Origin of the sequence: Myroides fluvii (genome assembly GCF_009792295.1) — a bacterium.
Lineage (GTDB): Bacteria > Bacteroidota > Bacteroidia > Flavobacteriales > Flavobacteriaceae > Flavobacterium > Flavobacterium fluvii_A.
Genome location: NZ_CP039934.1, coordinates 3,610,416 through 3,634,636 on the forward strand (window position 1 = coordinate 3,610,416; position 24,221 = coordinate 3,634,636).

Annotated in this window: 26 protein-coding genes; 22 read left to right on the forward strand and 4 right to left on the reverse strand. The window is 37.0% G+C overall.

Going from position 1 to position 24,221, the window contains the following annotated elements; all coding sequences use genetic code 11:
• Positions 1-10 precede the first annotated feature (10 nt).
• On the reverse strand, positions 11-442 hold the full coding sequence (locus FBR08_RS15935; protein ID WP_158963854.1) for a hypothetical protein: 432 nt from the start codon (positions 440-442) through the stop codon (positions 11-13).
• A gap of 300 nt (positions 443-742) precedes the next feature.
• Between FBR08_RS15935 and FBR08_RS15940 the strand changes: the two genes are divergently transcribed.
• The 7 genes from FBR08_RS15940 to FBR08_RS15970 all read left to right on the forward strand — a co-directional run bounded on the left by FBR08_RS15940 (position 743) and on the right by FBR08_RS15970 (position 7,146).
• On the forward strand, positions 743-1,192 hold the full coding sequence (locus FBR08_RS15940) for a PepSY-like domain-containing protein (protein ID WP_158963855.1): 450 nt from the start codon (positions 743-745) through the stop codon (positions 1,190-1,192).
• A gap of 11 nt (positions 1,193-1,203) precedes the next feature.
• Positions 1,204-2,082, forward strand: a complete 879-nt coding sequence (locus FBR08_RS15945; RefSeq protein WP_158963857.1) for a PepSY-like domain-containing protein — start codon at positions 1,204-1,206, stop codon at positions 2,080-2,082.
• A gap of 345 nt (positions 2,083-2,427) precedes the next feature.
• Positions 2,428-2,793, forward strand: coding sequence for a hypothetical protein (locus tag FBR08_RS15950; RefSeq protein WP_158963859.1), 366 nt, complete (start codon positions 2,428-2,430; stop codon positions 2,791-2,793).
• A gap of 122 nt (positions 2,794-2,915) precedes the next feature.
• Positions 2,916-3,209 carry a DUF3817 domain-containing protein gene (locus FBR08_RS15955; RefSeq protein WP_158963861.1) on the forward strand — a complete coding sequence of 98 codons (294 nt, stop codon included), beginning with the start codon at positions 2,916-2,918 and terminating at the stop codon, positions 3,207-3,209.
• 212 nt (positions 3,210-3,421) lie between these two features.
• Positions 3,422-4,639, forward strand: a complete 1,218-nt coding sequence (locus FBR08_RS15960) for an OmpA family protein (protein ID WP_158963863.1) — start codon at positions 3,422-3,424, stop codon at positions 4,637-4,639.
• Between the two features lie 89 nt (positions 4,640-4,728).
• Complete coding sequence (gene uvrB / locus FBR08_RS15965; RefSeq protein WP_158963865.1) at positions 4,729-6,714, forward strand: excinuclease ABC subunit UvrB; 1,986 nt, start codon at positions 4,729-4,731, stop codon at positions 6,712-6,714.
• A 9-nt stretch (positions 6,715-6,723) separates the two neighbouring features.
• Positions 6,724-7,146: a DUF1456 family protein gene (locus FBR08_RS15970; protein WP_158963867.1), complete on the forward strand. Its 423-nt coding sequence runs from the start codon at positions 6,724-6,726 to the stop codon at positions 7,144-7,146.
• A gap of 458 nt (positions 7,147-7,604) precedes the next feature.
• On the opposite strand, the gene FBR08_RS15975 is transcribed toward FBR08_RS15970, so the two are convergent.
• Complete coding sequence (locus FBR08_RS15975; protein WP_158963869.1) at positions 7,605-7,979, reverse strand: group III truncated hemoglobin; 375 nt, start codon at positions 7,977-7,979, stop codon at positions 7,605-7,607.
• A 57-nt stretch (positions 7,980-8,036) separates the two neighbouring features.
• Between FBR08_RS15975 and FBR08_RS15980 the strand changes: the two genes are divergently transcribed.
• The 4 genes from FBR08_RS15980 to FBR08_RS15995 are packed head-to-tail and all read left to right on the forward strand — an operon-like array spanning position 8,037 to position 10,446.
• Positions 8,037-8,783 carry a Rossmann-like and DUF2520 domain-containing protein gene (locus FBR08_RS15980; RefSeq protein WP_158963871.1) on the forward strand — a complete coding sequence of 249 codons (747 nt, stop codon included), beginning with the start codon at positions 8,037-8,039 and terminating at the stop codon, positions 8,781-8,783.
• Positions 8,783-9,310, forward strand: coding sequence for a KdsC family phosphatase (locus FBR08_RS15985; protein ID WP_158963873.1), 528 nt, complete (start codon positions 8,783-8,785; stop codon positions 9,308-9,310). Before FBR08_RS15980 ends, FBR08_RS15985 begins: the two co-directional genes overlap by 1 nt.
• An 8-nt stretch (positions 9,311-9,318) precedes the next feature.
• A complete protein-coding gene (locus FBR08_RS15990; protein WP_158963875.1) occupies positions 9,319-9,906 on the forward strand; it encodes a Maf family nucleotide pyrophosphatase in 588 nt (195 codons plus the stop codon).
• A gap of 3 nt (positions 9,907-9,909) precedes the next feature.
• The gene (locus FBR08_RS15995) at positions 9,910-10,446 is read left to right on the forward strand and encodes a mechanosensitive ion channel family protein (RefSeq protein ID WP_158963877.1); all 537 of its coding nucleotides are present in this window, start codon (positions 9,910-9,912) and stop codon (positions 10,444-10,446) included.
• Between the two features lie 112 nt (positions 10,447-10,558).
• On the opposite strand, the gene FBR08_RS16000 is transcribed toward FBR08_RS15995, so the two are convergent.
• On the reverse strand, positions 10,559-11,179 hold the full coding sequence (locus FBR08_RS16000) for a trimeric intracellular cation channel family protein (protein WP_158963879.1): 621 nt from the start codon (positions 11,177-11,179) through the stop codon (positions 10,559-10,561).
• 13 nt (positions 11,180-11,192) lie between these two features.
• Entirely contained in the window at positions 11,193-11,936 is a 744-nt protein-coding gene (locus FBR08_RS16005) for an RDD family protein (RefSeq protein WP_158963881.1), read from the reverse strand.
• A 25-nt stretch (positions 11,937-11,961) separates the two neighbouring features.
• Here FBR08_RS16005 and FBR08_RS16010 point away from each other — a divergent pair, with 25 nt between their 5' ends.
• From FBR08_RS16010 to FBR08_RS16060, 11 genes are all read left to right on the forward strand, one after another.
• Positions 11,962-12,927 carry a stage II sporulation protein M gene (locus FBR08_RS16010; protein ID WP_158963883.1) on the forward strand — a complete coding sequence of 322 codons (966 nt, stop codon included), beginning with the start codon at positions 11,962-11,964 and terminating at the stop codon, positions 12,925-12,927.
• Positions 12,928-12,936: 9 nt separating this feature from the next.
• Positions 12,937-13,887 carry a hypothetical protein gene (locus FBR08_RS16015; protein ID WP_158963885.1) on the forward strand — a complete coding sequence of 317 codons (951 nt, stop codon included), beginning with the start codon at positions 12,937-12,939 and terminating at the stop codon, positions 13,885-13,887.
• A complete protein-coding gene (locus FBR08_RS16020) occupies positions 13,880-14,716 on the forward strand; it encodes a DUF4129 domain-containing protein (protein ID WP_233266148.1) in 837 nt (278 codons plus the stop codon). Before FBR08_RS16015 ends, FBR08_RS16020 begins: the two co-directional genes overlap by 8 nt.
• Entirely contained in the window at positions 14,713-15,924 is a 1,212-nt protein-coding gene (locus tag FBR08_RS16025) for a DUF4350 domain-containing protein (RefSeq protein WP_158963889.1), read from the forward strand. Before FBR08_RS16020 ends, FBR08_RS16025 begins: the two co-directional genes overlap by 4 nt.
• 6 nt (positions 15,925-15,930) lie before the next feature.
• A complete protein-coding gene (locus FBR08_RS16030; protein WP_158963891.1) occupies positions 15,931-16,941 on the forward strand; it encodes an AAA family ATPase in 1,011 nt (336 codons plus the stop codon).
• Between the two features lie 12 nt (positions 16,942-16,953).
• Positions 16,954-18,273: a DUF58 domain-containing protein gene (locus FBR08_RS16035; protein ID WP_158963893.1), complete on the forward strand. Its 1,320-nt coding sequence runs from the start codon at positions 16,954-16,956 to the stop codon at positions 18,271-18,273.
• A gap of 3 nt (positions 18,274-18,276) precedes the next feature.
• Positions 18,277-19,074, forward strand: coding sequence for a TrmH family RNA methyltransferase (locus FBR08_RS16040; protein ID WP_158963895.1), 798 nt, complete (start codon positions 18,277-18,279; stop codon positions 19,072-19,074).
• 204 nt (positions 19,075-19,278) lie between these two features.
• The gene (locus FBR08_RS16045) at positions 19,279-19,923 is read left to right on the forward strand and encodes a hypothetical protein (RefSeq protein WP_158963897.1); all 645 of its coding nucleotides are present in this window, start codon (positions 19,279-19,281) and stop codon (positions 19,921-19,923) included.
• 136 nt (positions 19,924-20,059) lie between these two features.
• Complete coding sequence (locus FBR08_RS16050; RefSeq protein WP_158963899.1) at positions 20,060-22,276, forward strand: RelA/SpoT family protein; 2,217 nt, start codon at positions 20,060-20,062, stop codon at positions 22,274-22,276.
• A gap of 101 nt (positions 22,277-22,377) precedes the next feature.
• Complete coding sequence (locus FBR08_RS16055; protein WP_158963901.1) at positions 22,378-22,836, forward strand: Fur family transcriptional regulator; 459 nt, start codon at positions 22,378-22,380, stop codon at positions 22,834-22,836.
• 34 nt (positions 22,837-22,870) lie between these two features.
• Complete coding sequence (locus FBR08_RS16060) at positions 22,871-24,142, forward strand: adenylosuccinate synthase (protein ID WP_158963903.1); 1,272 nt, start codon at positions 22,871-22,873, stop codon at positions 24,140-24,142.
• Positions 24,143-24,221 lie beyond the last annotated feature (79 nt).

A 24,221-nucleotide genomic window follows, 5' to 3' on the forward strand; every position in this document is an offset into this window, starting at 1 on the left:
TAACTCGGTTTTACTTTGCGTATTGTTTGTGTCCATCGATATAGAGTACACCTTCGTTTACATCAAACTTATACGTACGGTCTTCATATATATTTTCTCCTTTTTTTTCCAAAATAATGCTTTTAGCATCTGCTTCAGGCAAAAATAATTCAAGTTTTGCTTGATCTTCACTCAGCAAGACAAAAGCACTAATCACAGCACTGTCTTCAGTTGTAACAGGATTTAGTCGTATTCCCTCATCAAACAACCTCAAACACGTTTGTCTTAAGGTACTCCATGTTTCACCAGCACTACTTAAACAGCCCTGATTATCTTTATCTCCTCCTATAAGTTGGGTTTCTTGCGTCGTTTCCTCTACAATACTAGTAGTTGTTTTCTTTGGTGTATTATTACACCCAACAAACATAAATAAGCCTAAAATTAATCCAATTCCTTTATTCATCTTGCTCTTTTTTTAATTTCTTTCTCTTTTGCTAGAAGTATTATACCTTCCTCTACACCTATAAATTTCAAATGATGTAGTACGGAACAAGATACAACAAATAATTAAAGGCAACTAGACTCCCCCCTAAATCTTACTAATTAATTAATACACCACGCTGTTTTTCAGCCCTATACAAGATAAGCCCTCCATTGAACAGTGATGTTTTTTTTGTCCTTTTAGTGTAATCGCAATTCATTCCCAATTCATTCCAGATTCGCAACATACATTTGTCTTATAAATTGAAAAACAGAAACTGCTATGAAAAAATTAAACACGTTATTTTTGGGAATTCTCAGTGTATTTGCTTTACTAATGAGCGAACCTATACAAGCAAAAGATGTGATTATAACAAAAAGTGAATTACCTAAAAAGGCACTAGCTTTTATGGATACACATTTTAATGGTAAAACGATTCAACTGGTAGAAAAAGATGTTGATTTACTCACTGTATCCTATAAAGTAACCTTTGCGGATCAGGTCGAAATAGAATTCGACAAAAAAGGAGAATGGGACGAAGTGGACGGCAATAAGGCTCCTCTTCCAACAACATTTATCTTAGCACCGATTGTAACCTATGTAAAAACAAACTATCCTGAAGCTCACATTGTCAAAATAGATAAGGAAACTCGACTATTTGAAGTAAAATTAGACAATGGACTTGAATTAGAATTCTCTAAATCGGGAGTATTTAAACGCATTGACAACTAATACAACAAAAGATGAACAAGAAAATAATTGCTATAGCCCTTTTCACTACACTGAGTTTTACTTTTACAGCTTGCAGTAGTGATGACAACAATCCGGTACAAATCGAACAAGTAACGTTAGAACAACTGCCTACAACAACGCAACAGTTTATTGCCAATACGTTTCCGAACGCTTCGGTAGTGGGTGCTAATAAAGTAACGAAACCCAATTACTACGGTTCTTATTACAAAATTACGCTCAACAATCGGGTGGAGATTGATTTTGATCAAGACGGAAATTGGACAGAAATTGAAACAGAAGATCGCTCTGCGATTCCAACAGATTTTCTAGTTCAAGAAGTGCCGTTAATCTACGCTTATACCACCGAACACTATAAAGCCAATTACATCATTGAAATTGATCGAGAGCGCAAAGGATATGAAGTGAAGTTAAACAATGAATTAGAACTAATCTTCAACAAAGATCAAGTATTTGTTGGAATTGACAGCGATACAGCTGATGACGATGAATTAATTTCTTATGTGGACTTACCTCCTAGCGTTCAATCACTTTTAAACGAACATTTTTCTTCTTCTGAATTTGTGCTGATTAAGAAAGAAGTGGATGCAAAAGAAACAGAATATAAAGTGTATACAACCGATGGGTTTCAGCTCGAGTTTAACCAAGCAGGAGATTGGATGGCTATCGAATCCAAGCAAGGAAAAGAGATTCCTACAGCCCTATTTCCAGCAACAATCACGACCTACATCCAACAACATTACAGTGCTTTTAAACACACAGGAATAGAGAAAAAAAGAACTGGATATGAAGTAGAATTGAAAAAGGGAAAACAAGAAATAGAACTTTTATTTGACCAAGAAGGTAACTTGCTTGGTATAGATGACGATTAACCTAAATAAGACCGCTTTTTAGATTTCAGGAGGATGCTTTTAACAAGGCATCCTCTTTGTTTTTAGCGTCAATTATTCAAAATACAAAAGGAAAGAGGGCAAAATGATAGATTCACAAGCGATATGACTCAGTAAAAGCAAAAAATACCCACCTAAAAAACACGCGAGCGTTAGCACACAAACCAGCTGCAATATAGAGTCTTACCCCAACAAACTGGAGCTATTAGACAAAAAAGAAATAAAAAAGAAGATCCTCTTTTGAAATTAAATCCACTTTTTTATTTGCTAAACTATTAAAAAGCTTATTTTTGTCCTACAAATTAATAATACCCAAAATTTAATACTGTGGAAAACGCAAACGCAATTAAACTAATTAAGTTAATCCAATCTGATTTAGTTACTAACGGTCTTGTAGTGGATCAAATAGTTCCAAACCTTAAGAAATTAAGAGAATACGCTTTACTAGAAGAGGTTCCTACTTTAGTAAAAGCGATTAGACTTACGTATGAACACATTGAAAATAACAGCGGTTTTTTCATTGCGATTCCAAATGACGAGCCAATCGAAGAAGGTGAATCAGCGGACGATGTACTTGTACCAACAGAAAACGATATCGAAAGCTTGCAATACTTATTGTCTCTTTTCAAAGATCCAACAAATAAGCATAACATTGCTGATTTAAAAGAATATAACGCTAAGTTGTTAGCATAAAAAAAGGCCTGGTTTTTACCAGGCCTTTTTTTATGATTTATTTAGCATTAATCCCGTCCTAAATATTTGAATTAATCGGCATTAGCTCTATTTTAGCCCATTCAAATTAAAGACTCAAAATTATGGTTAATCTATTTAGGATTATAGCTTTTTTAGAAGGAGTATCTCTTCTTGTGCTTATATTTATCGCCATGCCTCTAAAATATATATGGGACAGCCCGTATATGGTACAAAAAGTAGGGATGGCTCACGGTATCTTATTCATTGCATACATCGTTTTCGCTGTTTTAATAAAGAATGAGTTAAAATGGTCAAACAAAACCTTATTTTTAGCGTGTATTGCCTCAATAATCCCATTTGGCACATTTGTGGTGGAGAAAAAAATAAAAAAGCAAATTAACGAAAAAAATGCCTAAAACTTAAGCTTTTTGCAATACATTGTTCGAAACACAACAATAATATAACGTAAAAAGAAGGCTTATTGCTTTTATATAATTTCGTTTTTCTCTAAAAAATTGTATTTTCCTTATAAAAAATGCATATTAAAAAACTTTATAGTATATTTGCAACGTAAACGAAACAATAGTAGCTATTACGATAGCGGACAAGTGAAAGTAAAAATTAAATTATGAAAAAAATCACATTATCTTTGTTAGCACTTACGGTAGGTATCTGTGCTAATGCTCAAGACAAGCCATACAATAAGTGGTCAGTTGATTTAAACGCAGGTATTGCTAAGCCAGTAGGAACATTGAGCAAAGGATACACTGCTAAAACATTTGAAAACTTACATTTAGATGGTGGTGTTAGATATAGCATCAACAACAAAATTGGAGTTAAAGCTTCTTTTGGTTATGACAAAATCGATAACTGGACAAACAGTAATTTAAATGTTCAAAGTAATTTCTACAGAACAAGTTTAGAAGGAGTTGTAAACTTAGGTAGAGTTTTAAACTTTGAAAACTGGACAAACACATTAGGCTTACAATTTCACGCAGGTGGGGGATACTCTTGGTTAAACGGAGATAACTTTTCTGGAACAGACAACATGGGACACATCATGGCTGGTTTAACAGGACAAGTGAAATTACACCGTAGAGTAGCTTTAAATGCTGACTTCACTGTGATTCAAAATACACAACACGACAGAACTTGGGACGGTCTAAACACTACAGATCGCGCTGTTTTCCAAGGAACAATGTTTAACGCTTCAATGGGTATCTCTATCTATTTAGGTAAACACGGTCAACACGCTGACTGGTATTCTGAGGAATCTCAAACTAAAAAAGACATCAACTCTTTAGCGAACAGATTAGATCAAATCGAAGCTATGTTAGTTGACACAGATAACGACGGAGTAGCTGATTACTTAGACTTAGAGCCTAATACACCAGCTGGAGCTTTAGTTGATTCTAGAGGAAGAAACATTGACAAAAACAACAACGGTATCGCTGACAACATCGAAGATTATTTCCAAGAAAAATACGGAAATACATCAGAAATGAATGCTGACGACGCTGCAATGGTTAAAGAATTAATCAACAAAGGGTACGTAGCTGTTAATTTCGATTTCGATAAAGTACAACCTACTACTATTGAAGGTGTAAACTTCATCGTTGCTTACATGAAAAACAATCCTTCAGCTTCTTTAGAGGTTAATGGATATGCTGATTCAACAGGAAACAAAGATTACAACCAAAAATTATCTACAAGACGTGCTAACGCAGTTAAAGATTTATTGGTTAAAGCTGGAGTTCCTGCAGGTAAAGTTTCTGCTAAAGGAAATGGTATCGACGGATCACAAGCTAAAAACATCGCAAGAAAAGTAGTTTTCAAAGTAAACTAATTTCCCTTGTAAATTATAATAAAAAGCACAAGCGTATAGCTTGTGCTTTTTTTGTTTTAATGCGTACCTTTGCATTTAAATAAGTAGTTATGAAATTTGATTTACAATCTGATTATAGTCCAACTGGAGATCAACCAGACGCGATTAGCCAATTGACGCAAAGTATTTTGGAAGATCAGAAATATCAAACTTTAGTGGGGGTTACGGGATCGGGTAAGACATTTAGCATTGCCAACGTAATTAAAGAAGTACAAAAACCAACCTTAGTTTTAGCACACAATAAAACATTGGCCGCGCAATTGTATTCTGAATTTAAAAGTTTCTTTCCCAATAACGCCGTAGAGTATTTTGTCTCTTACTATGATTACTATCAACCTGAAGCTTTTATCCCTGTTACAGGGCAATATATAGAGAAAGACCTATCGATTAATGAAGAACTAGAAAAACTGCGTTTAAGCACCACCTCTACCCTCTTATCGGGACGTCGAGATGTATTGGTTGTAGCTTCTGTTTCTTGTCTGTATGGTATTGGAAACCCTGTTGAATTTCAAAAAAACGTCATTTCCATTGAACTAGACCAAGAAATTAGTCGCACCCAATTACTTCACCGCCTAGTACAAAGTTTATACGCGCGTACGGAGGCAGATTTTACGGCTGGTTATTTCAGAATTAAAGGAGATACAATTGAAGTTTTTCCAAGTTATGCAGATCATCCGTATCGCATCCACTTTTTTGGCGATGAGATTGAGGCCATCGAAGTATTTGATGTGACCACGGCTCAAGTCATTGAGAAGTTCACCCGTTTAAATATTTACCCCGCCAATATGTTCGTTACTTCACCAGATGTATTAAACAACGCCATTTGGGAAATACAACAAGATCTTGAAAAGCAAACCACCTATTTCAAAGAAATCGGCAAACACCTAGAAGCTAAGCGCTTAGAAGAACGCACGAATTTCGACTTAGAAATGATGAAAGAGCTGGGATATTGTTCGGGAATTGAGAATTACTCCCGCTATTTAGATGGTCGTGAGCCAGGAACACGTCCTTTCTGTCTATTGGATTACTTTCCTGATGACTACTTGATGGTTGTCGATGAAAGTCACGTGACGATTTCTCAAGTTCACGCTATGTATGGAGGCGACCGATCAAGAAAAGAGAATTTAGTAGAATACGGTTTTCGATTACCCGCTGCCATGGATAACCGTCCATTGAAGTTTGAGGAGTTTGAAGCCATGCAAAACCAAGTTATTTACGTTTCAGCAACACCGGCCGATTATGAACTTCAAAAGAGCGAAGGCGTTATTGTAGAGCAATTGATTCGCCCTACCGGACTATTAGACCCTATTATCGAAGTACGTCCAACAGAAAATCAAATCGACGACTTAATTGAAGAGATTCAGCAACGCGTAGATAAAGACGAACGAACACTTGTTACCACACTAACCAAACGCATGGCGGAGGAGTTAGCCAAATATTTTACCAAAATGGGCGTACGCTGTCGCTATGTCCATTCGGATGTAGATACCATCGAGCGCATCGAAATCATGCAGGATTTGCGAAAAGGGTTATTTGATGTTCTTATTGGAGTAAACTTGCTTCGCGAAGGATTGGATTTACCCGAAGTTTCCCTTGTATCGATTCTAGATGCCGACAAAGAAGGTTTCTTGCGCAGCCATCGTTCTCTAACTCAAACTGTTGGTAGAGCCGCTAGAAACGTCAACGGAAAGGCAATTATGTACGCGGACAAGATTACAGCCAGCATGCAAAAAACCATAGACGAAACAAACTATAGACGCGAAAAACAAATTGCCTATAACACCCAGCATAATATTACCCCTACGGGATTGAATAAAAAAATAAGCAACGACCTGATTAAACCAACCTATGACGAGTTGATGACCGAACAGGTAAAAAAAGTGGCTGAAAACCAAGCGAAATACTATTCTAAAGAAGAGCTTCAAAAGCGAATCAACAGCAAACGCAAGGAAATGGAAAAAGCAGCGATGGACCTCAATTTTATGCTGGCTGCCCAATTACGAGATGAAATTCAAATATTAAAAGATAAATTATAACTATCGCTCATGACTAATAACGATATTTTAAAGAAACTGAGAGTTGCTTTACAACTGAGAGACGAACAAATAGTAGAAATTCTTGAATTAGTAGATTTTAGAATTTCTAAAGGAGAACTAGGTAATTTCTTTAGAACTGCTGATCACCCAAAATACATGGAGTGCGGAGATCAAATTTTGAGAAACTTCCTAAACGGTTTGGTTATTTATCTTAGAGGAACGAAAGAAGATCCTAAAAACCCAATGGAGGTTTTACAGAAGAATAAAGAGAATCTTGTAAAAAAAGTAAAAATAGAACAACCTACTGAGGCTAAGCCATTTAAAAACAAACCTAAAGCTGCAAGCCCTTCAGGTAAAAAGCCCTTCGCTAAAACGGATAAACCTAAAAATCCACTAGGAAACATCAAGTTTAACAACGGGAAGAAAAAGTAAGATGGTTGACGGTTGACGGTTGACAGTTGACAGTTGATCGTTGATTATTGATGGTTGATCGTTGATTGTTGATGGTTGATTGTTGACGGTTGATGGTTGATTATTGATGATTGATGGTTGATTGTTGATGGTTGATTATTGATTGTTGATGGTTGATTGTTGATTATTGATGGTTGATTATTGATGGTTGATTATTGATGGTTGATTATTGATGGTTGATGGTTGGCATAAAAATGATCAGATATAAGAAAAGCTAATCCTTTGCTGGATTGGCTTTTTATTTTTGTGAGGTTTGTCTTTTGCAGAAAATTTACAACTTCACAAAGAGCGAAAGAACAAAGAACTGTGGGTTGCTTTTTTGTTTCTTCGCCTTTTTGTTAATTCTTCCGATTGGAGAACAATTTGGCTATTCAGAAAGTCCCACCTCTCTCCTCTCTCTTCTTTCCTCTTTCCAATTTTCACTTTTCTCCATTAAAATACTCAATCTTACTCAAGAACATCGCAGCCATACGATCTGCGCGCCATTTGGCCTCTTCTGCTATTTTACCTTCAAATAACTCATCCACTGTGCGATTAAAAATCTGTTTCCAGCGATCGAAATGCTCTTGATTGACGGGTAATTTAGCATGTGGTGGAAAAGGTCTTCCTGAATACGTGTGTTCTTCTAACAAAACGGTTTGCCAAAATGCGTACATCTTCTCGAGGTGATACTCCCATTTACCTGCTAAGCGCTCATTAAATAGGGGCCCGATTAAATCATCTTGTTGAACCCTACCGTAAAAAGTATTGACCAACAATTGAATATCTTTAAGGTGTTCTATATCTTTACTCATACAATTATTTCTTTTAATTCTCCCCTGCTTTACCGCTAAAATCTCTATCTTTACCTTATGGTTACAATAACAATTTTAGGTTCGGGAAAAGTTGCACACCACCTGATAGGAAATATCCTAGAAAGTGATCAGTTGGAGCTACAACAAATATACGCAAGAAATATGAATTCAGTTACTGATTTAGTACCTGAAGATCGAATTGTAAGTGATATAAAGCAATTAAAACCTGCGGATATATTTGTCATTGCTGTTAGCGATATCGCCATTGAAGAGGTTTCTAGATCCATTGAAATTCCCAACCAATTCGTTGTTCACACCTCGGGTACCATTCCCATGTCTGCCCTACAGCAACAGCGCAAAGGCGTAATGTATATGCTCCAATCCTTCTCTAAAGACAAGGACTTGGACTTCTCTTCTATTCCCTTCTGCATTGAAGCTAACCAAACAGATGATTTTCAATTACTTGAAAATATAGCTGTTAGTTTTTCAGAGCGCGTATACAAAATCTCATCAGAGCAACGCAAGGCGATTCACTTAGCTGCCGTATTTGTCAATAACTTTTCCAATCACATGTTTACCATTGGAGAAGCGATCTGCAAAGAGTATCAAGTGCCGTTTGAAATTTTAAAACCCTTACTCTTAGAAACAGCAGATAAGATTATGCATTTATCTCCTATTGAGGCCCAAACGGGTCCTGCATCTAGAGGAGATGAAAACACCATCAATCAGCACCTAGCGATGTTGACTGATCCTACAAAAAAAGAAATCTATCAACTTATTACAAAATCAATACAAAATAGATAATGTCTAAACACTTTAAAGAAATCATGAACGATATTACTACATTCATATTGGATGTAGATGGCGTTTTAACAGACGGAAAAGTTCACGTTACCAACAATGGCGATTTATTGAGAATCATGAGTATCAAAGACGGGTATGCGATTAAAGCTGCCCTAGAAAATGGTTATCGCGTATGTATCATCTCTGGCGGAAGTAACGAAGGTGTAAAAACAAGATTAAACAATTTAGGCGTAAAAGACATCTTTTTAGGTGTTTCCAACAAAGTGGAAATCTTCAAAAAGTACTGTGCTGATCACAATCTCCAAGCAGCTGAAATTTTATATATGGGAGACGATATACCTGATTACCACGTGATGCAACAAGTTGCACTACCTACAGCCCCACAAGATGCCTCTCCTGAAATTAAGCGTATTTCGCGCTATATCTCACACAAAAATGGCGGTGAAGGCGCTGTACGTGAAGTAATCGAACAAGTGATGAAAACCCAACAAAAATGGTTTCAACACTTTGATGCTAAATACGATTAATCTGCCTTATGCCCTATCAAATACTAAACGATTACGCCATTGTTCTGGGATCTAACTCCCCAAGGCGCAAACAATTTTTGCAAGATTTAGGCTTAACATTTGTCGTTCGCGCTTCGGATATCGAGGAAGATTATCCAGCAGAACTTCAAGCTGCCGCCATCACCGATTATATTGCGCAATTAAAGGCAGATGCCATTACCTTGAAAAGTGACAGAGAAATTCTGATTACCAGTGATACTACTGTATGGAGTGAAGGTTTATCCTTAGGTAAACCAGAGAACAAACAAGAAGCTATCGCCATGTTACAACGTCTATCCGGAAAGATGCACGAAGTAATTACGTCCATCTGTTTAAAAACGACTGCGAAAACACGTGTTTTTCACGTAGTAACAGAAGTTCATTTCAAGCCATTGACGCTAGAGCAGATTGACTATTACATTGACCACTATAAACCTTATGACAAAGCTGGAGCTTATGGAATTCAAGAGTGGATTGGCCTCGTGGGAGTTGCGCGTATCCAGGGTTCTTATACCAATATTGTCGGGTTACCAACAACAGAACTCATGGAAGAATTAATACAGTTTATTAAAGCATAAAATATGTCAGAAGGATATTTATTTAAAGCTATAATCACAGTAATCGCCATTCTTATTTATCTGATTTCAAGAAAAATTATCACGAGTATTATTCACTCTTTTTCGAAAAAATCAGAAATGAAAGAAGGTCGAGAGGCCGTAGTTATTCGCCTATTCAACTTACTTATACTCATTTTGTTGTTTGTTATCATCTTCACGATTTGGGGAGTTGAAAAAGACAATGTATTGCTAACTTTAACCTCTGTATTCACGGTAATTGGCGTTGCTATGTTTGCCCAATGGTCCCTATTGAGCAATATCACAGCAGGAATTTTACTTTTCTTTTCTTTCCCATTCCGCATTGGCGATATTATTCGCATTCAAGATAAAGATTTTCCAACGGAAGGAAGGATTCTAGACATTAAAGCCTTTTATCTCTTATTAGTGACAAAAGACGGAGAGCAAATTTCATATCCCAACAACCTGCTTTTACAAAAGGGAATTGTCATCTTAAGTCCGGATCACTTCGAAACACATGAAAAAAACACCTTACAAGAATAAATGGTTATCAGTTATGGGTTATGGGTTATCGGTTATGGGTTATCAGTTATGGGTTAACGGTTGATAACCGATAACTGTTAACTGTTAACTGTTAACTGTTAACAGTTATCAGTTATCGGTCTGTCAATCGATTTGCAAAAGGCAAACTCCATTTATAGCGCACAGCCAACAAACGCAGTATGATAATACTTCCGGCAGTGGTCAGGTAGATTATTTCTTTATTCACTTGGTAATGGTCTAACAAATAGTATACACATCCTCCAAAGATACACGCTGTGGCATAAATTTCCTTTTGGAAAATAATAGGAATTTGGTTTGCTAAAATATCGCGAATTACCCCTCCAAAACAGGCGGTAATTGTACCCAATGCAATACAAAATACAGGGTGCAAGCCTACAGACATCCCTTTGGCAATACCAATTAGCGTAAAAACGGCAATTCCGATGGTATCAAACAAGAAAAGAGAATAGCGTAAAATCGTAAAGCGCTTATAAAACACCAACGATAGAAAAACCCCAAAAAAGGTAACGTAAAAATAACTGAGGTCTGTCAACCAGAATACGGGCGTAATGCCAATCATCATATCGCGTATAGTTCCTCCACCTACTGCTGTGGCAAAGGCCAAAATAATCATACCAAACAAATCTAGCTTACGCTCACGCCCCGCCAATGCTCCGGAAATAGCGAATGCCAATGTTCCGAGCAAATCTAAAATCTCAAAAAAACTAAACATTTAATAAAATATATTACTCTTTACTTGTAAAATGACTGTAGTCTTTCAAGACTAATTCTACAAATTCTTGGTTATTTAACGCCAATTGACCTTTGTCTATACTCAATTCAGACTCTAGTTTATTGGCCAATGCCTTAATTAAAGAATAATCTCGGCTTTTGATATACTTGAGATAAATCTCTTTCACTACCCCAATATCCGCATCAGACAATCGAATTACTTGAGGAAGTAAAGGTTTATACTCCTGCTCTACTTCTTGGAAGATTGTGGTAGATAAACTTACCCTATTCTTCGTGCTAATGACCGTTGTACCCGCAAAAAAATCGCCTAATCGCTGGCTTTTTGAAGAGGAAATTACACCGATAACTGCTATGAGCCCATTGCCGACATAAAGGTCAATGACTCTAAAAATCCAGCGAATAAAATAATCTACAACTGTCGCTTGATACCCATCAATCTTAATTACTTTAATACCAAGTATTTTCTTTCCTGGCGTCATGCCTTGCATGACTATCTCAAAAATGACCGTATAGAAAATAATGGGAATACTTATAATAATGAAATAAGCATTGATAGACCAAATATCAGTGGGTATTAAATTCGAAAAATGAAAAATCGTATCCATATAATAGAATACGATAAAATAGAGCACTTTAAAGATCATATCCAGCAAACACGCAAGAATTCGCTCCCCCACAGAAGCAGCTTTAAAATCAATTTCTATGTTTTGTGTTGTATTTATTGTTAATTTAGCCATAAATATACTTTTAACCAATCACAGCATGAGAGAAGTCGCGTTTATTAAAAAAAATAAAGAACACTGGCTTTCATACGAAAAGGCCCTCTATTCCTTGCAAACGCAAAAACCAGACTATCTTGCCTCTATGTATATGCAGATCATGAATGATTTAGCCTATGCCAAAACTTTTTATCCCAATAGTAAAATTACACAATATTTAAACAGTTTGGCGATACAAACTTACCAAAAAATATACAAAACAAAGCGAATTGAAGAAAATAGAATTAAACGCTTCTTTTTATACGATGTTCCTTTAGCCGTATACCGACACAGACGCAAATTAAACTTTACGTTACTCGTCTTTGTTGTATTTGTCGCAATTGGAGTGATTTCAACGCATTACGACCCGAGTTTCACGCGAAATGTACTGGGCGATTACTATGTAAACTCGACCATTACCAATATTGACAATGACGACGCTATGGCTGTTTATCAATCGGGAAGTAATTGGGGTAGTTTTATTGGCATTACTGCGAACAACTTATACGTAGGTCTGCGTTTCTTTCTCTTTGGCTTATCCGCAGGATTGGGCACCTTGCTCTTTCTTTTTTACAACGCAATTATGTTGGGATCTTTCCAATATCTTTTCGTCAATGAAAATGCCTTTATGGAAAGTGTTCGAGGGATATGGCTACACGGTGCCTTAGAGATAACTGCCATGGTCATTGAGGCTTTTGCAGGATTTATTCTAGGTGCAAGTTTGCTCTTTCCCAAAACGCTATCTCGAGTCAACTCGCTGAAAATTGGATTCAAAGATGGCCTGACTATTTTTATAGCCACGATTCCTTTTACCATTTTAGCTGGATTTATCGAAGGATTTATTACTCGATACGCTAAAGCCATGCCAGATGTACTCAATTATGCTATTATTCTAGCCTCATTTAGCCTTATCTATTTCTATTTCTTTATTTTTCCAAAACAATTAGTAAAAAAACTAAACCTTATATAAACAATTGCTATGTTTTTATTATTTCAAAAACGCGACTTTGGTTCGCTAGTCAGTGACTCTTTTACTTTTTTGCGCTTAGAAGGTAAAAATTACTTTAAGCACTTTATCAAATTGTGCAGTATTCCTCTTTTCTTAACCCTTATTCTCATCTACCTTTTAGCAGATATTACGATTTCTTCTGCGGTAACAGCCTCACAAACTAGTGGATTTGAAGGTGATGCATTCATTACTTCCCTATTTGAAAATCACTTAGCCTTAGGTATTCTTTCGATTATTGGAATAGTTGTTGTGGCTCTTATCATGGGAATTATCTGTTATTCTTATCCTGTTTTCTACATGAAAAACCTAGGACTGGCAACAACGGAGGCTGCAGATCAAAACAAAATAGGAAAGCAAATGAAAAGTCATTTAGGTGCAATTATCGTGTTTTTCTTGGGAAGTACTTTTATCATTGCTCCTTTGGCCATATTGATGTTATACATCGCTGCACTGCTGTCTTTTATACTGATTGGAATTCCCATCCTATTGTTGATGATTCCTACTTTTTATTCGGTTTTCACGCTTGCTATTTATGAATATCTAACTAAAAATACAGGTTTTTTTACCGCTTATGGAAATGCTATTCGCTACTTGCGCAATAACTATTGGGCCATTATAGGTAATACCTTCATTTTTTATATCATTACCTCGTTAATCACCATTATCCCATCCATCATCATTCAATTGTTTACAATTGGTGTAGGCACTTTATTTGATCCAGACAACATCGAAAGTTCAGCTTTCACTTCGTCCCTTAAGTGGGCTATTGTATTGCTGTATTTCACCTATATTCTCTTGGGAACGCTGGCTCAGAATATCATGTTTATCAACCAAGGGATAATCTACTATAGCGAAAGAGAAAAAGAAGAAAATTTCTTTACAAAAAGCAAAATTGACCGTATTGGTTCATCGCATGAATAAACACCTAAACCTTATTTTTATTCCCTTGTTATTTCTTTTCTTGTTTACTGCTCCCTGCCGAGCACAGACAAGCGAAGACGATGATTGTGAAGACTGTCCAATAGAGGAAGTAGCCGTTATCCAGCCTGTCACTACACCTAAAAAAGTAGTAGCAACGGATTCCCTCTACCTCTTACAAGACAAAAACAGTGTGGTAAACAGCAAGAAATTCGACACTAAGTTTAAAAATAAGTACAAAAATAATCAGGAGTTTAACTACGTAAAAGTAGAAGAAAAAGTCGGCCTTTTTGACCGTATTAAGCAAGCCATCGAAGCGTGGATCAATCGAAATTTCAAACAAAAAGTAGGGCAAGAACTCGGCAACTTTTACTATGTTGTTATTCTTCGCGTTTTAGGGTTTCTTCTCTTTGGACTAGTTATTTACTACTTAGTCAGAGCGTTTATTCAACAAGATATCTATTGGCTCGTCAAGAAAAAAGGCAAAAAAATCAGCGCTTTGGAAAATCTAACTGCTGAGGATTTTGAAACGACCAACTTTGAACAACTGGTTGAAGAAGCCCTGCAACAGCAACATTATCGCTTGGCTATTCGACTGTATTACCTTTGGCTCTTACAGCGCTTACAAGAACAGCAAAAGATTAAATGGGCACCTGAAAAAACCAATGCCGATTATACTTACGAAATAAAAGAAGAGCAGGAACGAGAAGCGTTCACCTACCTCTCCTATCTCTATAATAATATTTGGTATGGAGTACATGAACTAACGGCAGCGGATTTCGCGAAAGCGAAAAACTCATTCGATTCAAAACTAAAAACAAGTAAACCATGAACAGTTCCTTAAAAAAGTTTGGCCTCGCCCTGTTGATTTTGGTTACTTGTGTTTTCTTCTATGAAAAAGGGAAGCAACAACCCATACACTGGTATGAAACCTTCAATAATAGGGATAAAAATCCGTATGGCCTTTATATTTTTGATCAAGAAGTAGAGAAACTAGTACAGACGAAGCATTTAAGTCGCTTTTCTTACGCCTTTTTTACTTTTCTATATCAGCCAGACTATGACACTCTAAAGACGAGTAATTTAATTCTATTAGCTGGCGGACATGCCGAATTAGATGATTATACTGCCAAGCACCTTAAAGCGTATATAGCATCGGGGAATACCGCTTTTATTCAAGTTGAAAACCCTAAAGATTCTTTTGTCGAGGCTTTTGGGCTAAAGAACGGAGATGAAATCGAAGGTGCTTTTGGACCGCGTACCGATGGTGTCTTAGCGTTGACGAACGAAAGCCTGACCAAGCAAAGATTTAGTGTAAAAAACTCACTCAACCCGAGGTCTTTTGAGATTCTAGACAGCGTTAAAGACAACGTTGAAATTTTGGGGTATCGCTTGGTCAACGACAGCATTAAACAAGTTAACCTCGTGCGCATCAAGCACGGAAAAGGAGAACTAATATTAGGAAGTTCTCCCCTTGTTTTTACTAATTATTACTTGTTGGAAAGCAATAATCACTTGTATGTTGAAAGCGTACTCTCTTATCTTCCTGCTCATGATACAACCTATATGCATGTGTTGAAATCGGGAGAAATGAAGGAAAGCAGTTCGCTGTTGCGCTTTATTTTTGCACATCCTCCCCTTCAATGGGCTTGGTATTTCTTCTTGTTTGGCTTGTTGGTATTCACGTTGTTTACTGCCAAGCGAAAACAGCGTATTATTCCCATCATTCCAACGGTAAAAAACACAACGGTAGAATTCACAAAAACGGTTTCTAACCTGTATATTCAATCCAAAGATTACAAGGACTTAATTGACAAGAGCATCGTTTATGCTCTAGAGAAAATCAGGCGAATTTACTATATTGACACCACGGTATTGGATGAGAAATTTGTTCATCACTACCAACTAAAAACCAATAAAAACAAAGCAGATATCTTCGTTTTTATCAACATAGTGAACGAGTTCAGACAGCCGTACTTTTTAGCAACCGAAGCAGACCTCGTTCGATTACATCAAGCAATTAAAAAAATATTAGACTAAAATACTATGGAACATACAACAGAACATACTCCACTACAACCTGAGAACTTGGCGTTTGAATCTCGTTTAGATCTAGCGCCGTTAACGGAAAAAATTGCGGCTATAAAACGCGAAATAAGCAAGGTCATTGTAGGTCAACACAAGACCATTGACCGTTTGTTGGTGGCCTTATTAGCCAATGGACACATCCTTTTGGAAGGGGTGCCAGGTGTAGCTAAAACGCTTACGGCAAAAGTATTGTCTCAAACCATTGACACCGTTTACAGCCGCATTCAATTTACGCCAGACTTAATGCCTTCGGATATTTTGGGAACTTCTGTGTTCAACATGCAGACTTCGGCCTTTGATTTTAAGAAGGGTCCCATTTTTGCCAACTTAGTATTGATTGACGAGATTAACCGTGCCCCTGCCAAAACACAAGCGGCTTTGTTTGAGGTAATGGAAGAAAGACAGATTACGATTGACAATCTACAATTTAAAATGGACCAACCGTTTTTGGTAATAGCCACGCAAAACCCAATTGAACAAGAAGGAACATATCGCTTGCCAGAAGCTCAATTGGACCGTTTTTTATTCAAAATCGATGTGGAATATCCCAGCTTAGAAGAAGAAATCAATATTCTAGTTAAAGAACACGCTTTCGTAGATCAACAAAAGATAGCGCAAATTGAGAAAGTAATTTCTCCTCAAGAAATTATCGCTTTTCAAAAATTAGTCAAGCAAATTATCGTAGAAGAAAAAGTGATGGAATACATTGCGAACATTGTCCACCAAACGCGTACCAACCCCATGCTGTATCTAGGGGCCTCTCCTCGTGCTTCTATTGCTATTTTAAATGCAGCGAAAGGATATGCTGCCCTAAACAATCGCGATTTTGTTACACCTGAAGATATCAAAGAAGCAGCTTATCCTGTGCTAACGCACCGCGTTATTGTATCACCAGAACGCGAAATGGAAGGAATCACAGCTAAAGATATTATTCAGCAAATTATTGAAACCATCGATATTCCAAGATAAAAGAGGATCCTAATGAAACACCTTTTTCTACTTCCACGTGTCTACATCGGATTCGGTATCATCTTTGTACTGTTTATCCTATCTTTCTTATTTCCCGTGTTATACTCAATAACCTGGGGAGTGGTTGGCGTGGGATTTATCGTCCTTCTTACAGATTATCTGGCGCTATTTAGTGGGAAAGAAAAAATAACTGCCCAGCGATTTTTACCAGAAAAATTGTCGAATGGCGATGAAAACCCCATCGATATACAGTTGTCAAATCACCACACCTTTAGCGTGCGCTGTGACATAATAGATGAAATTCCCTTTCAATTTCAAGAGCGCAATTTTCTTTTGGAAGAACATGTAAAAGCCAATCAAACCAAGCGATTAACTTATCTAGTAACGCCAAAGTTTAGAGGTGAATATAACTTTGGAAAACTTAATATTTACGTGCGCTCCCCCCTTCAGCTTGTTGCAAAACGCTACGTGTTCTCCGAAGGGCAAATGCTTCCGTGCTATCCTTCTTTTATCCAAATGAAAAAGTACGATTTAATTGCTTTTGCCAAAAACAAATACGCTTTTGGATTGAAAAAATTACGCAAGATTGGAAATACAACAGAGTTTGAACAAATCAAAGAATATGTATCGGGAGATGATATTCGCACCATCAACTGGAAGGCAACAGCCAAGAAAAATGAATTGATGGTTAACCAATTTCTCGATGAAAATACAGAAACAGTTTATACTATATTAGACAAAGGTCGTTTAATGCAAATGCCCTTTGAAGGAATGTCTTTGCTCAATTATGCCATTAACTCGTCCTTAGCCCTATCGAATGTAGTGTTGAAAAAAAATGACCGCATTGGAATGCTTGCCTTTTCAAAAAAAGTAGAAAACATTGTTGCGGCATCCAATAAACGCACACACTTACAAAAAATCATCACGACGTTATACAATATCGAAACGAATTTTAGTGAAAGTGATTTCGGCTATCTTTACAGTGCTGTTAAACACAACATTACGCATCGTAGTTTACTGTTGTTGTATACGAATTTCGAATCACTGTCTAGCTTAGAAAGACAACTTCCCTATTTACGTGCTTTGGCCAAAAACCACGTCTTAGTTGTTATCTTTTTTGAAAATACAGAACTTAAAGCTCTGACAGAAAAGGAAATAAAAAATACCGATGAAATTATAGATCATATTGTTGCGGAAAAATTTAACTTTGAAAAGCGTTTAATCGTCAGTGAATTGAGAAAATACGGGATACACAGTATTCTAACAACCCCTCAAAATTTATCCATTGAAACGATTAATACCTACCTAAAAATCAAGGCAAAAGGTTTCTAAACTATGATTACAAAAAAGATAGAAAGCACACAAAATCCGTTAATAAAGACTATTCTTCAACTACAAGATAAAGCGAGAACTCGAAAAAAAGAGGGCTTGTTTATCATTGAAGGTTTACGCGAGTTAGAACTCGCCCAAGCAGGCGCATACCAACTAGACACGCTTCTATTTTGTGCGGATATCTTGGCTTTTGAACAAGTAAAACCATTTATTGGTTCACATACACAGTGTATAGAAATCACCAAAGATGTCTATCAAAAATTAGCCTACCGCGACTCTACAGAAGGGGTATTGGCCTTGGCTAAAACCAAAATTCATGCGTTGGATCAATTGACATTGCCCGAAAACCCGATCATCCTTGTAGCAGAAGCTACCGAAAAACCAGGAAATATAGGGGCTATGTTGCGCACGGCTGATGCTGCAAATATTGATGCAGTTATCATTGCCAATCCGCGAACCGATTTATACAACCCCAATATTATTCGCTCAAGTGTAGGCTGTCTATTTACGAATCAAATCGCCGTAGCGAGCACAGAAGAAGTCATTGCTTTTTTAAAGGCAAAAGGCATTCAAATCTATGCAGCCACGCTACAAAACTCCTGTAGCTATCACACGCAAAACTACACGACCCCAACGGCCTTTATCGTGGGAACAGAAGCAACAGGCTTGACAGAAGCTTGGCGCAGTAACAGCACACAAAATATTATCATCCCGATGAGCGGAACAATTGACTCTATGAATGTATCTGTGGCAGCCTCTATTCTCCTATTTGAAGCGAAGAGACAACGCGATTTTAAGTAATCCATAGCAGCAACAGTAAACACAAAGAATATCAGGGAAGTAAAATAGAATAAAATTCATAAGAATCTCAACAATAATAAGCATTCTCCTGCGTTTTATCTAAATAATTAAAATGTTAATCTCGCCTTGTAGCTTGTATATTTTATTTATATTTGATTTTTATTAATTTTTCCTTAACAAAAAACTAAATACAGACCAAGCGTTATGAAAAGAAGCAACAGATTCTTTACCCTATTCACCCTTACTATACTTCTTTCTTTTTCACATGCAGCAATGGCTCAATTTAAGCCAAAATACAATTACGAAGAGCGTTTACACTACAACTATCCGTGGAAAGTGAACGTTCAAATGAGCATGTTAAACAATAATTTTGACTTTAGTGATCCGACAAATTTCGATGAGTTAAAAGCAGCATCTCTTCCTAAATTATCGTTAGAATACTATGCGGGCAAAAACATCAGTTTTAAACTCGGTGTATTATCTAGTGAAGTAAAATCAGAAGATGTGTTAAACGGAAAAGTTGCGCGTGATAAATTTAGCGTTTTTGCGGTTGATGCAACTGTGGTTTATAGCTTAGGCGGTTTGTTCAACATTCCCATTGTTGACCCGTATATCGAAACTGGTTTGGGTTATACCAAGTTCAACAAAGACGACAAAGCCATGTTCAACCTTGGTGGAGGTGTTAACATCTGGTTATCCGATACAGGACTTTTCAACATTGGTCAGTATAACCGCGATTTATTCATCAATCGCTTTGGATTAAACCTCGAAGTTTTGGGTAAAAAGAACCTAAGCGGAGGCCCGGGAAATAATGTTCAAATCAACGGGGGAGTATTCTTCGTTTTCTAAACAAAAAAGATAAATAGGCAGTTCGTAGGATGCCTTAGAAAAAAAACAACAGTAGGGGTGTATTGCGATACACCCCTACTTGCATATACACGCTTTTTTTCTTACATTTAATACATCTTTATCGATTAATAGTAGTATGACAGAAGCAGAAATTGAATTAGAAAATAAGGCAATTGCAAAAGAATATAAGGAGTTACTGAAAATCAGTTATCAAACTTTATCTGATGCAGATAAAAAATTAATACGAAAGGCATTTGACGTTGCCGTTGACGCACATAAAGATCAACGCAGAAAATCAGGAGAAGCCTATATCTTCCACCCGATTGCCGTTGCAAAAATAGTCGCTTCTGAAATTGGTTTAGGTGCAACCTCCATCGCAGCAGCACTAATGCACGACGTGGTAGAAGACACGGATATTACCGTTGAGCAAATTGAAGAATGGTTTAACCCCAAAATAGCCAAAATTGTGGAGGGGTTAACGAAGATGGCACTATTAGAGCCCGATTCCCATATCTCTATGCAAGCGGAAAACTACCGCAAAATGTTGCTGACCTTAAATGACGATGTACGCGTCATCCTCATTAAAATTGCCGATCGACTGCACAACATGCAGACCATGGAGAGTATGGTTGATTACAAACAGGCAAAAATTGCGTCAGAAACCTTGTATATCTATGCACCTCTCGCGCATCGCTTGGGCTTGTTTAACATTAAAACCAAACTGGAGGACTTAGGTCTTAAATATACTGAACCAAATGTATACCAAGACATTGTTCTAAAAATGAAAGAAACCAAAGAAGAGCAAGAAGCTTATATCAAATCGGTTTCAGACATTTTAAAACAATCCTTAGACGAAGAACACATCGACTACTCCATGAAAGGTCGTCCAAAGTCTATATACTCCATTCGTCGCAAAATGAAGGCACAAAACGTGACCTTTGACGAGGTATACGATAAATTCGCCTTGCGCATTATCTATAAATCTACACCACACGAGGAAAAATTCATTGCGTGGAAGATTTACTCTATCGTAACCGATCACTTCCGCCCTAGTCCTAGCCGATTGAGAGATTGGATTTCCTCTCCTAAATCTACAGGATATGAAGCCCTGCACATTACTGTAATGGGGCCTAAAGGACGTTGGGTAGAGATTCAGATTCGCAGTGATCGAATGGATGAAATTGCAGAACAGGGATATGCAGCCCATTACAAATACAAACAAGGAGTTACCGAAGAAAACAGCCTGGATTTATGGCTCAATCAATTGAAAGAGGCTCTCGAAAATGCAGAGACAAATGCGGTTGATTTTGTAGAAGATTTCAAACTAAGCCTTTATGCGAAAGAAATTTACGTCTTTACACCTAAAGGAGAAATTAAATCGCTGCCTAAAGGGGCCACTGCCTTAGACTTTGCCTTTTCTATTCACTCGGAAATTGGACTAAAAACAAGGGGAACTCGTGTTAATGGGCGACTTGTGCCATTGAATCACATCTTGTCTAGCGGAGATCAAGTAGAAATTATTACCTCCGAAAGTAAAAAACCAAATGTCAACTGGTTAGACTATGTGACAACCAGTAGAGCACGCAATAAGATTAAAAGTTCACTCAACGAGAATACGAAAAAAATTGCCGATGAAGGGAAAGAGCAATTGCAGCGTAAACTCAAGCATTTAAAAATAAGTTTAGATGAAACGACTATCAATGAAATGGTCAATCATTTTAAACTCAAAACCAGTCAAGATTTGTTTTATCGCGTGGGTGCAGGCTTAATTGACAATGCTCAATTAAAAGAATACGCCTCAAAACGCAACAATACGCTGTTTAACTTTTTCAAGAAAAGCATCAAACGCACACCTTCTGCCCCAGTTATTCCTGATGGCGAAAACAAAAATGCGTTAGACTTACTCGTTTTCGGAAAGGACAAAGAGAAGCTGGACTATAAACTCGCCACTTGTTGTAATCCAATACCAGGAGATGATGTTTTTGGATTCGTGACAATTAACGAAGGAATCAAAGTACATAAAACCGATTGCCCCAATGCCATCAGTATGCGTTCAAACTACGCTTACCGCATTATGCAAGCGCATTGGATTGCGTCTTCTACTTCGTTTAATTTTGAAGCGACAATCAATATTACAGGACTTGATTCTGCTGGTTTAACCACCGAAATCACCAAAATTATCATGGAGAGTAAAGCAGTGAACATCCGCAGTATTTCCTTAAGTGAAAACGCAGGTCTATTTAAGGGTTCTATTACCGTTATCGTTCCAAACAACGACATTCTGAAAAAGATGATTGCCAATATCAAGAAGATCGAAGGCGTTGATAAAGTGACACGTGTAAATACAAATTAAACACAACCTACGGGTCTGTCTTTAATTTAAAAAAAGATAATCAATCAATTAATTTTCTCACAAGAGAAATTACAACTATATTTGCATTTTAGTATTTAGTTATGGGAAGCGAGAATAATCAAGAAATAGTAAAAAACGTTTTTACGAAATTTTTAGAAGAAAGAGGTCATCGAAAAACACCTGAACGATACGCTATTTTACAAGAAATTTACGATAGTGAAGAGCATTTTGATATTGAGTCATTGTACATCAAAATGAAGAATAAAAACTATCGAGTAAGTAGAGCTACGCTGTACAATACTATTGAAATTTTATTAGAGTGTGGTTTAGTTCGCAGACATCAATTTGGGCAAAACCAAGCACATTACGAGAAGTCCTATTTTGACAAACAACACGATCACATCATTTTAACTGATACAGGAGAAGTGATTGAGTTTTGCGACCCTCGTATTCAAACAATTAAAAAAACAATAGAAGATATTTTTAATATTGAGATTCACAATCACTCGTTGTATTTCTATGGAAGTAGAAAAGTGAATGAAGAAGAATCTGAATCCTAACACAACTAATTTAAAACTTTAACAACACAAAAGAATGGCAGTAGATTTACTACTTGGCTTGCAGTGGGGTGATGAAGGTAAGGGGAAAATTGTGGATGTCCTTACTTCAAAATACGACATTATTGCACGCTTTCAAGGTGGACCAAATGCTGGGCACACCTTAGAATTTGACGGAATTAAACACGTTCTTCGCACGATTCCTTCTGGTATTTTTCATAAAAACTCAATCAATATCATCGGAAACGGTGTGGTAATTGACCCTGTTGTTTTCATGAAAGAAATTGAAGGTTTAGCACAATTCAACATCGATTTTGTTAATCGTTTATTGATTTCGAGAAAAGCGCATTTAATTCTTCCTACGCACCGTTTACTTGATGCGGCTTCTGAGGCTGCAAAAGGAAAAGCAAAAATCGGTTCTACATTAAAGGGGATCGGTCCTACCTATATGGATAAAACAGGTAGAAATGGTCTTCGTGTTGGTGATATTGAATTAGAGGATTTCGAACAAAGATATCGTGCTTTAGCAGACAAACATGAATCAATGATTCAATTCCACGACGTGGATATGCAATATAACCTAGCTGAATTAGAAGAAGAATTCTTCCAAGCAGTTAAAGAATTGAGAAAATTAACTTTCATCGATAGCGAGGAGTATTTAAACCGCGCATTGAAAGAAGGAAAAACAATCTTAGCTGAAGGGGCACAAGGATCGTTATTGGATATTGACTTTGGTACGTATCCATTCGTTACATCTTCTAACACTACAGCTGCAGGTGCTTGTACTGGTTTAGGAATTGCTCCAAACCGCGTACAAGAAGTATTTGGTATCTTCAAAGCGTATACAACACGCGTTGGAAGTGGACCATTCCCTACAGAATTACACGATGAGGTTGGAGCTACTATGGCTTCAGTAGGTAGAGAATTTGGTTCCGTTACCGGTCGTGCAAGAAGATGTGGATGGTTAGACTTAGTTGCGTTAAAATACGCAGTAGAAGTTAACGGTGTTACTGAACTTTACATGATGAAAGCAGACGTATTATCTGGTTTTGAAACATTAAAAGTATGTACAAAATACACGTACAAAGGAGAAACAATCGACTACCTTCCATACAACATCGAACCTGAAAACGTAGAGCCAATCTACGAGGAAATGAAAGGTTGGAATGCAGATTTAACAGGGATGACGTCTTATGACCAACTACCGTCAGAACTAAAAGCGTATATTCAATTCATTGAAAACTACCTTGAGGTTCCTGTAAAAGTTGTTTCTGTAGGTCCTGATAGAAAACAAACTATTTTAAAATAAAAAAAATCCCACTCTTGCAGTGGGATTTTTTTTCTATATTTTCTATTGCCTTCGACACTCCGCTTTTACTATTTCAACA